We start from the raw sequence: 10,526 nt of genomic DNA on the forward strand, positions 1-10,526 counted from the left end.
CTGGGACGACAGCCCGGCGGCGCGCGATCGCGCCGTCGAGGCCGGCATCGAAACGCGCGATCTGACGCGCGCCGGCATGTTCGATGACGTGGCCTGCCTGTGCGTCAGCCCGGGAATACCGCATCTCTACCCCGCGCCGAACCGCGTGGTCGCCGCCGCGCTCGAGGCCGGCGTGCCCGTCGACAACGACATCGGCCTGTTCTTCCGCGCGCTGGCGCGGTCGGGCTGGGCCGCGCATGACGTGGTGCCGCGCGTCGTGGCGGTAACGGGCAGCAACGGCAAGTCAACCACCGCCGCGCTCATTGATCACGTCTTGCGCGAGGCCGGAAAGGACGTGCAGCTCGCGGGGAATATCGGGCGCGGCGTGCTGGATATCGACCCGCCCGGGGATGGTGGCGTGGTGGTTCTGGAACTGTCGAGCTATCAGACCGAGCTCGCCCGCGCGCTGACGCCGGACGTGGCCGTCTTCACGAACCTGTCCGCCGATCACCTCGACCGGCACGGCGGCCTCGGCGGTTATTTCGCCGCCAAGCGGCGGCTCTTTGCCGAAGGCGGCCCCGACCGCGCCGTGATCGGCGTGGACGAGAGCGAAGGCCTTTTCCTCGCGGGCCAGATGGCCGAGGGCCGCGCCGACGACCGCGTGATCCGCGTGTCGGTCACTCGGAAGCTGGCCGGGCCGGGCTGGGGCGTTTTCGCGCGCAAGGGATTCCTGAGCGAATATCGCAAGGGCAAGCAGCTGGGCGCGATCGACCTGCGGCAGGTTAAAGGGCTGCCGGGGGCGCACAATCATCAGAACGCCTGCGCGGCCTATGCCGCGTGCCGCACGTTCGGCCTTGCGCCGCGGGTGATCGAACGCGCCTTCCACAGCTTCGCCGGATTGCCGCACCGCAGCCAGATCGTCGCCGAGAAGGACGGCGTGACGATCGTCAATGACAGCAAGGCCACCAACGTGGACAGTGCGCTGCGGGCGCTCTGCGCGTTCGGGCGCATCCGCTGGATCTGCGGCGGCTTGCAGAAGGACGGTGGGCTGGCCGGGCTGGCACCCGGCCTTGGCAATGTCGTCAAGGCGTACGTGATCGGACGCGAGGCAGAGGGCTTCGCCCTCGACCTGGACGGTGTGGATACCGAGATCTGCACGACGATGGACCGGGCCGTGGCCCGGGCCCTGGCCGACGCCGAGCCGGGCGACACGGTGCTGCTGGCGCCGGCGGCGGCCAGTTTCGACCAGTACGACAATTTCGAAACGCGCGGGGAGCATTTCATGACCGAGGTGCGATCCCGTCTTTGACGGGGCGGGGGGGACGGGCGCTTTCACCGGGGGCGAGCGCCGTCCGCGGTCTTCTTCTCGGTCCAAATACCCCGGTCCGGACGGGGCAGGCCCGCGCCGGCCTCACCCATCTCGCGCGATCGCCTGCGCCGCGGCCCAGCCCGACGACCACGCCCATTGGAAATTGTAGCCGCCGAGCCAGCCGGTCACGTCCACCGCCTCGCCGATGAAGTAGAGGCCGGGCAGGTGTCGCGACATCATCGTCTTCGAGTACAGCCCCGCCGTGTCCACGCCGCCCAGCGTGACCTCGGCGGTCCGGTACCCCTCGGACCCGGTCGGTTTCAGTCGCCAGCTCTGCAGGTCGGCGCTGATGGCCGCCAGCCGCGCATCACTCTGATCGGCAAGGTTGCCCGAAAGGCCGAGCCGTGGGGCGAGGTGATCCACCAGCCGCGCGGGGATGTGCCGGCCCAGTTCGGTGGTGAGCTTGCGCCGACCTGTCTGGGCACGCACCGTACGCAATGTGGCTGCAAGATCCGTGCCCGGGGCGAGGTCCAGCGTGATTTCCTCCCCCTCGCGCCAATAGGACGACAGTTGCAGGATGGCCGGGCCGGACAGGCCGCGATGGGTGAAAAGCGCGCCTTCCTCGAAGCGGGCGCGCGGATTGCCGGCGCTTACCGGCAGGGCCGTTCCCGACAGCGCCGCGAACGGCTGGTCAGAAAACGTGAGCGGCACGAGCGCCGGGCGTGTTTCGGTCAGGTCGTGGCCGAACTGGCGCGCGATGTCATAGGCAAGGCCCGTGGCGCCCATCTTGGGGATCGACTTCCCGCCGGTGGCGACCACGAGGGTGCGCGCGTTCACGTCGACGCGCTGGCCCTCGCGATCGAGCGTGGCCCGGAAGCATGTCCCGTCATGCGACAGATCGGCCATCGCGGTCCGCAGCCAGAGATCCGCGCCGGCGGCGGTCAGTTCGTCACGCAGGACGCGGATGATGCGCGGCGATTTCTCGTCGCAGAACAGCTGGCCCAGCGTTTTCTCGTGCCACGTCACGCCGTGGCGGGCCAGCAGGTCGAGGAAATCCCACTGCGTGTAGCGCGACAGGGCCGATTTGCAGAAATGCGGATTGCCCGAGATGAAGTTGCCGGGGCCGGCGTGCAGGTTGGTGAAGTTGCACCGCCCGCCGCCCGAGATCCGGATCTTCTCGCCGGGGTTGCGGGCGTGGTCGATGACGAGTGTCCGGCCGCCGGCATGGGCGGCGCACATCATGCCGGCGGCCCCGGCGCCAAGGATGAGGGTGTCCAGCTGCATGGGCACCCGTTGCCCGAAGGTCGCGGCGCGGTCAAGCCGGTGCGGCGGGCGCCTGCCCGGACGCCGCGCTGCGAGAATGCTTTCCAGCGGGGACCCTTCCTGCTAGACTGGACACAAGACCCCGAAAACGGGGCGATGGCAGAGGCAGCGATCGGCGGTTCGCATGACAGAGATGGTATATGGCTCGGTCCCGGTTCGGGATGGTGAGCCCGTTATCCCCAAATGGTGGCGCACGATCGACAAGTGGTCGATTTCCTGTGTCCTGATTCTTTTCGGCATCGGCATCCTGCTGGGGCTTGCGGCCTCGCCGCCGCTGGCCGAGAAGAACGGTTTCGCACCGTTTCATTACGTCCAGCGGCAGGCGGTTTTCGGCGCGCTGGCGCTGACCGCGATGTTCCTCACGTCCATGATGAGCCCGCGACTGGTGCGCCGGCTTGCCGTGATCGGCTTTGCTGTTGCCTTCGTGGCGCTCGCGCTTCTGCCTGTATTCGGTACCGATTTCGGCAAGGGCGCCGTCAGGTGGTACAGCCTCGGCTTCGGCTCGATCCAGCCGTCGGAGTTTCTCAAGCCCGGTTTCGTCGTGGTCGTTGCATGGATGATGGCCGCCAGCCAGGAAATCAACGGCCCGCCGGGCAAAAGCTGGTCCTTCGGGCTGGCGTTGCTGATCGTGGCGATGCTGGCACTTCAGCCTGACTTCGGGCAGGCTTGCCTCGTGCTTTTCGCGTGGGGCGTGATGTATTTCGTGGGCGGTGCCCGCATCGAGTTGCTCGTGGTGATGGCCGGGCTCGTGATCGCGGCGGGCACGGTTGCGTATGCCAATTCAGAGCACTTCGCGCGCCGCATCGACGGGTTTCTCAGTCCCGAACTGGACCCGACGACGCAGCTCGGTTTCGCCACGAACGCGATCCGGGAAGGCGGATTTTTCGGCGTGGGTGTCGGCGAGGGTCAGGTCAAGTGGAGCCTGCCGGACGCGCACACGGATTTCATCATCGCCGTGGCCGCCGAGGAATACGGTCTTGTGCTGGTCCTGTGCATCATCGCGCTTTATGCCGGGATCGTGGTGCGGTCGCTGTTCCGGCTCATTCGTGAACGCGACACGTTCATCCGTCTGGCCGGGGCCGGGCTCGTGGCGATGTTCGGGGTTCAGGCGATGATCAACATGGGCGTCGCGGTGCGCCTGCTGCCGGCCAAGGGCATGACCCTGCCTTTCGTCAGCTACGGCGGGTCGTCGCTGATCGCGGGCGGGATCGCCCTGGGCATGATACTGGCATTCACCCGCACGCGCCCGCAGGGCGAGATTGGCGACATACTGCGCGGCCGCGGGCGCTAGGGCGGTCACGCGCTGTCGCGCCATGCAACGGAGGTCCGGATGGCGGAAAAGCAACCTCTTCTGATCGTCGCCGCGGGGGGCACCGGCGGGCACATGTTCCCCGCGCAGGCGCTGGCCGAGGTGATGTTGCGGCGCGGCTGGCGGGTGAGGCTGTCCACCGACGCGCGGGGCGCGCGCTATACCGGCGGGTTTCCCCACTCGGTCGCCATCGAGCAGGTCGCGAGCGCGACCTTCGCGCGCGGTGGCATCATCAACAAGTTTCTTGCCCCGTTCCATATCCTCGGCGGTGTGCTGGGGGCGGCGGTGCGCATGATCCGCGACAGGCCGGACGCGGTCGTGGGGTTCGGCGGCTACCCGACGATCCCGGCTCTCGGTGCCGCGTGGCTGTTGCGCCTGCCGCGCATGATCCACGAGCAGAACGGCGTTCTGGGCCGGGTGAACCGGCTTTTCGCGGGGCGCGTGGATGCGGTGGCCTGCGGCACTTGGCCGACGGATCTGCCCGACGGGGTGGCGGGCGTGCATGTGGGCAACCCGGTGCGCGCGGCCGTGCTGGAGCGGGCCGGGGCCGCCTACATTCCCCCGGGGGACTACCCGATGTCGATCCTCGTGATCGGGGGAAGCCAAGGGGCGCGCATTCTCAGCGACGTGGTGCCCGGCGCGATCGCGGCATTGCCGGCGAAGGTGCGTGAACGGCTCAGGGTGAGCCACCAGGCAAGGCCCGAGGATGCCGACCGCGTCGCGGCCGCGTATGCCGAGGCGGGTATTGACGCCGAGGTCCAGCCGTTTTTCCGGGACGTGCCGCGCCGGCTTTCGGAGGCGCAACTGGTGATCAGCCGCGCCGGGGCCAGCAGCGTCGCCGACATGAGCGTGATCGGGCGCCCGGCGATCCTGATTCCCTACGCGGCGGCGACAGGTGATCACCAGAGCGCGAATGCGCGCGGTCTGGCCGAGGCGGGGGGCGCGATCGTCATTCCCGAGTCGCGGCTTGAAGTCGCCACGCTTTCGGCGCAGATAGCGTCGGTCATGACAAACCCGGACGCGGCCCAGCAAATGGCGCAGGCGGCGCTTGGCTGTGGTATGCCCAACGCGCAAGGCAACCTCGCAGACATGGTGGTCGACCTTGCCGGGAGGGACGGAACTTGAGGGATCTCGATGTGGAAGGAGCCAGGGCGATGACATCGGTGACCAAGCTGCCGGGCGATGTGGGCGCGATACATTTCGTGGGCATCGGCGGCATCGGCATGTCGGGCATCGCCGAGGTGCTGCTCGATCACGGCTACACGGTGCAGGGCAGTGACGTGAAATCGACGCCCATCACCGAGCGGCTGGCGGGAATGGGCGTGCCGGTATTCGTGGGTCAGAAAGCCAAGAACCTGACCGGCGCCGAGGTTGTCGTGATCTCGTCGGCGATCAAGCCCGGCAACCCGGAGCTGGACGAGGCGCGACGGCGCGGCCTGCCGGTGGTGCGCCGGGCCGAGATGCTGGCGGAACTGATGCGGTTGAAATCCAACGTGGCGGTGGCCGGCACGCATGGCAAGACGACGACGACGACGATGGTCGCCGCGTTGCTGGATGCGGGGCGGTTCGACCCGACGGTGATCAACGGCGGCATCATCCATGCCTATGGCTCGAACGCGCGTGTCGGGCAGGGCGAATGGATGGTCGTCGAGGCCGACGAAAGCGACGGCACGTTCAACCGGCTGCCGGCGACCATCGCGATCGTCACCAATATCGACCCCGAGCACATGGAGCACTGGGGCACGGAGGAAAACCTGCATCGCGGGTTCTACGATTTCGTCTCGAAAATCCCTTTCTACGGGCTGGCCGTGTGCTGCACCGACGATCCGGACGTGCAGGCGCTGGTTGCCAAGCTCACCGATCGTCGTGTCGTTACCTACGGTTTCAACGCGCAGGCCGACATTCGCGCGATCAACCTGCGGTACGACAAGGGGATCGCGCATTTCGACATTGTCCTTCGCGCCGAGGACAAGGTCATCGAGGGATGCAGCCTGCCCATGCCGGGGGATCACAACATCGCCAACGCGCTCGGCGCCGTCGCGGTTGCCCGGCACCTTGGCATGAGCCGCGCGGGCATCCGCGACGCGCTGGCCAATTTCGGCGGCGTGAACCGGCGCTTCACCCGTGTCGGCGAGGCGGGCGGCGTGACCGTGATCGACGATTACGGCCACCACCCGACCGAGATCGCCGCCGTGCTTCGCGCGGCGCGCCAGGCCAGCGAAGGGCGGGTCATCGCCGTGCATCAGCCGCACCGCTACACGCGCCTGCACCATCATTTCGATGATTTCTGCGCCTGTTTCAACGAGGCCGACGTGGTGGCGATTGCCGAAGTCTATGCCGCGGGCGAGGACCCCATCGAGGGGGCCACGCGGGATGATCTGGTTGCCGGGCTGATCCGCGCGGGCCACCGTGACGCGCGTGCCATCCATGACGAGGATGATCTTGAAAAGCTGGTGCGCGAACACGCCGAGCCGGGGGACATCGTAGTGTGCCTCGGGGCCGGCACGATCAGCGGCTGGGCCAACAACCTGCCCGGACGTTTGCAACGCAAGGCATGACGGGGCGACGATGGCAAGGACAACCCGTCTTCTATAATGTACCTGGTACCGGCTTCGCCCGCGCGAAGCCGCTGCAATGAGCGGAGGGGACAATGGCTGACGCGCTCAAGCGCCGTATCGGGCTGGGTCTGCTGACGGCCTACGGCGTGGGCGTCATGGTGGGCGCGGGCATTTACGTGCTCGTCGGGGCCGTCGCCGCCGATGCGGGGGTTTGGGCGCCGTTGTCGTTTCTGGTGGCCGGGCTCATCGCGGCGCCGACCGCGCTCAGCTACGCGGAATTCTCGACCCGCCTGCCGGAAGCGGCGGGCGAGGCGATCTTCGTGGCCAAGGGGCTGCGCGTGCCGATGCTGGCCTTGCTGGTGGGGCTTGCCATCGTTGCGGCGGGCACCGTGTCGGCGGCGGCGGTTTTGCGCGGCGGTGCCGGTTACCTGATCTCGGCCGTCGATCTGCCGTTTGCGCCCACCGTGCTGGTGATGGGCCTCGCGCTGCTGGCGGTCGCGGTGATCGGGGTACTGGAAAGCCTGGCGGTGGCCGCGGTTTTCACCGCGATCGAGGTGCTGGGGCTGGCACTGGTCATCTTTGCCGGTTTCAGCGGAGACGCGGCGCCCGATTTCAATGTGCCCGCGGAAGTGGTCTGGCCCGGTGTCGCGGCGGGGGCCGTCCTTGCCTTCTTTGCCTTCATCGGTTTCGAGGACATCGTGAACATGGCCGAGGAAGTGCGCGAGCCAAACAAGACCCTGCCGCGGGCCATCCTCCTGTCGCTGGTCATCACCAGCCTGCTTTACGCGCTGGTCTCTTTCGCTGCGGTTCGGGCGGTGCCGCTCGATCGGTTGGGAACCAGCGAACAACCGCTCGCGCTTGTCTGGCAGGAAGCGCGGGGCGGATCGGCCGCCTTCCTGTCCCTGATCGCCGTGGCGGCGGCGCTGAACGGTGTGCTGGCGCAGATCGTCATGGCCTCGCGCGTGTTGTTCGGGATAGGCAAGCGCACGGAATCATTAAATATTTTCCATCACGCGCATCCGCGTTTCGGAACCCCCGTGCTGGCCACGCTGTTGATCGGGGCCCTGGTCATCGTCGGTGCGCTGGCCTTGCCCGTGGCAAATCTGGCCGAAGTGACGTCAACGATCCTGCTGTCCGTTTTCGTGCTGGTCAACGGAGCGCTGATCGGGATGAAGCGCCGCGAGCCCGAGGCGCCGTTTCGCGTGCCGATGGTCGTGCCCGTTGTTGGCCTGCTTGCCGCGCTTGCCGCGCTGGCCGTGAATTTTGGCGTGACTTCATGAACTTGTCCTTGATCCTTGCGTGTCTCTGGGCGATCGGGGCCAACGTGCTGGCGATGATCCCGTCGCGTGACAACCACTGGCGCCGGGCGGTTGTCCTGATCGTGATCGGTGTGCCGCTGCTGGGGTTCCTGACGTGGCAGAACGGGCCATGGATCGGGCTGGCCGGGCTGCTGGCCGGGATGAGCGTGTTGCGCTGGCCGGTGATCCACCTTGGCCGATGGTTGAGGACACGGTTACGGGGATGAGGCCCGGCATCGCGTCGGGATCGCGACGGTGCCGGTGCCGCGGACGGTCGCGGTCCACGCGGCCCTTTACCTTGCGGTCGCCAGAGGGCACAAGCCTGCCATGACCGACCTTCCCGCCCCGAGGGGCAAGCTGACCCCGAACCGCCCGCTTTCCGAGCTCACGTGGCTGCGTGTCGGCGGACCGGCGGACTGGTTGTTCCAGCCCGCCGACACGCAGGACCTTGCCGATTTCTTGCGGGCGCTGGACCCGTCCGTGCCGGTGTTTCCGATGGGGGTCGGCAGCAACCTGATCGTGCGTGACGGCGGGGTGCGCGCCGTGGTGATCCGCCTTGGCCGGGGCTTCAACCATATCCGTATCGAGGGCCGTCGCGTTACGGCCGGGGCGGCGGCGCTGGATGCGCACGTGGCGCGCCAGGCGGCCGCGGCGGGGGTTGACCTGACCTTCCTTCGGACCATCCCCGGCGCGATCGGCGGCGCGGTGCGGATGAACGCGGGCTGCTATGGCAGCTACACCGCCGATGCCTTCGTCGAGGCGACGGCCGTCACCCGGGCCGGCGAAGTCGTCACGCTAACCGCGGCAGACCTGAATTTCCGTTACCGCCAGACGGACCTGCCCGAGGGCTGGGTGATCACGGAGGCCGTCTTCGACGGGGTGCCGGGCGATCCGGCGGCGCTGGAGGCGAAGATGGCGGCGCAGCTTGCCAAGCGCGACGCCACGCAGCCCACGAAGGAGCGCACGGCGGGCAGCACGTTCCGCAACCCGGCCGGCTACAGCAGTACCGGCCGTGCCGATGACGCCCATGACCTGAAGGCGTGGAAGGTGATCGACGCGGCGGGGATGCGCGGCGCGACGATGGGCGGCGCCCGGATGAGCCCGAAACATCCCAATTTCCTGATCAATACCGGCGGCGCCACCGCCGCCGAGCTGGAAGGGCTGGGCGAGGAGGTGCGAAAAAAGGTTTTCCAAGACAGCGGATTGGAGTTACATTGGGAAATCATGAGGGTCGGCGAACCGACCCCCTGACGCCAAGGCAGGCGTGATAACGACAGCGGCCGGAAAACGGCGCGGGACATTGAGGCAAATGGCGGTTCGGACGAGCAGTGGAACCCCTGTTGTCGCGGTATTGATGGGTGGCCCCTCGGCGGAGCGCGAGGTGTCGCTTTCATCCGGGCGCGAATGCGCCGCGGCATTGAGGGAAGCGGGCTACGAGGTGGTCGAGGTCGATGCCGGCCACGACCTTGCCGCGCGTCTGGACGCGTTGAACCCGGATGTCGCCTTCAACGCGTTGCATGGCCGCTGGGGCGAGGACGGCTGCGTTCAGGGACTGCTGGAATGGATGCGCGTGCCCTACACGCATTCGGGTGTTCTTGCCTCGGCCCTCGCGATGGACAAGCAGAAGACCAAGGCGGCCTATCGCGCGGCCGGCCTGCCGGTGGTGGACAGCGTCATCGCCACCCGCGAGGAGGTCTGCGCGCAGCACGTCATGGCGCCGCCCTACGTGGCCAAGCCCAACAACGAGGGATCGTCGGTCGGGGTCTATCTCGTGCACGAGGCGGCGAACGGCCCGCCGCGGCTGGACGACGACATGCCGGCGACCGTCATGGTCGAGGCCTTTGCCCCGGGCCGGGAATTGACCACGACGGTGATGGGGGACCGTGCGCTGACCGTCACGGACATCATCACCGAGGGCTGGTACGACTACCATGCGAAATACACCGAGGGCGGGTCGCGCCATGACGTGCCCGCGCGGCTGCCCGGTGACATCTTCAACGCCTGTCTCGATTACGCCCGTCGGGCGCATGACGTGCTGGGATGCCGCGGCGTGAGCCGGACAGATTTCCGTTGGGACGAGGCGCGCGGCCTTGCCGGGCTGGTCCTGCTGGAAACGAATACGCAGCCGGGCATGACGCCCACGTCGCTGTCGCCCGAGCAGGCAGCCGAGGCGGGGATCGGATTTCCCGAATTGTGCCGGTGGATGGTGGAGGACGCGTCATGCAACAGGTAGGCCCCAAGGCCGACCCGGCGCCGTCGCGCCTGCGTTTCCGGTTGGAGCGGTTGATGCTGACACCGCTGTTCCGGCTGTTGTTGCGCGCGGGGCTGCCTTTCGCCGCCGTTTTCCTGCTCGGCGCGGCATGGCTGTCCGACGAGGCGCGACAGGAGCGGTTGCTGCTGGCGGTGTCGGAATTGCGCCAGACGGTCGAGACGCGGCCGGAATTCATGGTCAGGCTGCTGGAGGTCGAGGGCGCGAGCGCACCGATCGAGGAGGAGATACGCGAGATATTTCCCTACGAGTTCCCGGTGAGTTCCTTCGACATGGACCTCGACGCCCTGCAGGAGACGGTGGCCGGGCTGGCGCCCGTGGTGTCGGCCAGCCTGCGCATCCGGCAGGGCGGGGTGCTGGTGGCCGAGATCGAGGAGCGCGATGCTGAGCGGATGCAGCGGCTGGCGGGATTCCCGGGCGAACCCGGCGAACTGGTTCGGCAACAGCCGGTCCACGCCCATCGAGGAAACGGCACCGGGAA

The 10,526-nt window shown here is 67.9% G+C and carries 9 protein-coding genes and 1 pseudogene; 9 read left to right on the forward strand and 1 reads right to left on the reverse strand.

All coding sequences use genetic code 11. The annotated features are described in order from the left end of the window. The coding region (gene murD, locus ACH107_RS25880) for a UDP-N-acetylmuramoyl-L-alanine--D-glutamate ligase (RefSeq protein ID WP_412508500.1) at nucleotides 1-1,288 on the forward strand (1,288 nt) is incomplete at its 5' end. A gap of 102 nt (nucleotides 1,289-1,390) precedes the next feature. On the opposite strand, the gene ACH107_RS25885 is transcribed toward murD, so the two are convergent. After that, nucleotides 1,391-2,572, reverse strand: a complete 1,182-nt coding sequence (locus ACH107_RS25885; protein ID WP_412508502.1) for an NAD(P)/FAD-dependent oxidoreductase — start codon at nucleotides 2,570-2,572, stop codon at nucleotides 1,391-1,393. A gap of 163 nt (nucleotides 2,573-2,735) precedes the next feature. Here ACH107_RS25885 and ftsW point away from each other — a divergent pair, with 163 nt between their 5' ends. The 8 genes and pseudogenes from ftsW to ACH107_RS25925 form a co-directional block, all read left to right on the forward strand. Beyond that, nucleotides 2,736-3,902 (forward strand): putative lipid II flippase FtsW, encoded by a 1,167-nt coding sequence (ftsW, locus tag ACH107_RS25890; RefSeq protein ID WP_412508503.1) that lies wholly within the window; start codon nucleotides 2,736-2,738, stop codon nucleotides 3,900-3,902. 39 nt (nucleotides 3,903-3,941) lie between these two features. Then, nucleotides 3,942-5,045, forward strand: coding sequence for a UDP-N-acetylglucosamine--N-acetylmuramyl-(pentapeptide) pyrophosphoryl-undecaprenol N-acetylglucosamine transferase (locus tag ACH107_RS25895; RefSeq protein WP_412508504.1), 1,104 nt, complete (start codon nucleotides 3,942-3,944; stop codon nucleotides 5,043-5,045). Nucleotides 5,046-5,074: 29 nt separating this feature from the next. Beyond that, nucleotides 5,075-6,478, forward strand: coding sequence for a UDP-N-acetylmuramate--L-alanine ligase (gene murC, locus ACH107_RS25900; protein WP_412508505.1), 1,404 nt, complete (start codon nucleotides 5,075-5,077; stop codon nucleotides 6,476-6,478). A 92-nt stretch (nucleotides 6,479-6,570) separates the two neighbouring features. Beyond that, complete coding sequence (locus ACH107_RS25905; RefSeq protein ID WP_412508506.1) at nucleotides 6,571-7,758, forward strand: APC family permease; 1,188 nt, start codon at nucleotides 6,571-6,573, stop codon at nucleotides 7,756-7,758. Further along, complete coding sequence (locus tag ACH107_RS25910; RefSeq protein WP_412508507.1) at nucleotides 7,755-8,003, forward strand: DUF2484 family protein; 249 nt, start codon at nucleotides 7,755-7,757, stop codon at nucleotides 8,001-8,003. Before ACH107_RS25905 ends, ACH107_RS25910 begins: the two co-directional genes overlap by 4 nt. A 100-nt stretch (nucleotides 8,004-8,103) precedes the next feature. After that, nucleotides 8,104-9,027 (forward strand): UDP-N-acetylmuramate dehydrogenase, encoded by a 924-nt coding sequence (murB, locus tag ACH107_RS25915; RefSeq protein WP_412508508.1) that lies wholly within the window; start codon nucleotides 8,104-8,106, stop codon nucleotides 9,025-9,027. Between the two features lie 103 nt (nucleotides 9,028-9,130). Beyond that, the gene (locus ACH107_RS25920) at nucleotides 9,131-10,009 is read left to right on the forward strand and encodes a D-alanine--D-alanine ligase (protein ID WP_412508510.1); all 879 of its coding nucleotides are present in this window, start codon (nucleotides 9,131-9,133) and stop codon (nucleotides 10,007-10,009) included. Beyond that, nucleotides 9,997-10,526: pseudogene (locus ACH107_RS25925) on the forward strand (hypothetical protein); the annotation flags it as partial. The gene ACH107_RS25920 and the pseudogene ACH107_RS25925, both read left to right, overlap by 13 nt.

It is taken from the genome of Roseovarius halophilus (ex Wu et al. 2025), assembly GCF_047086965.1.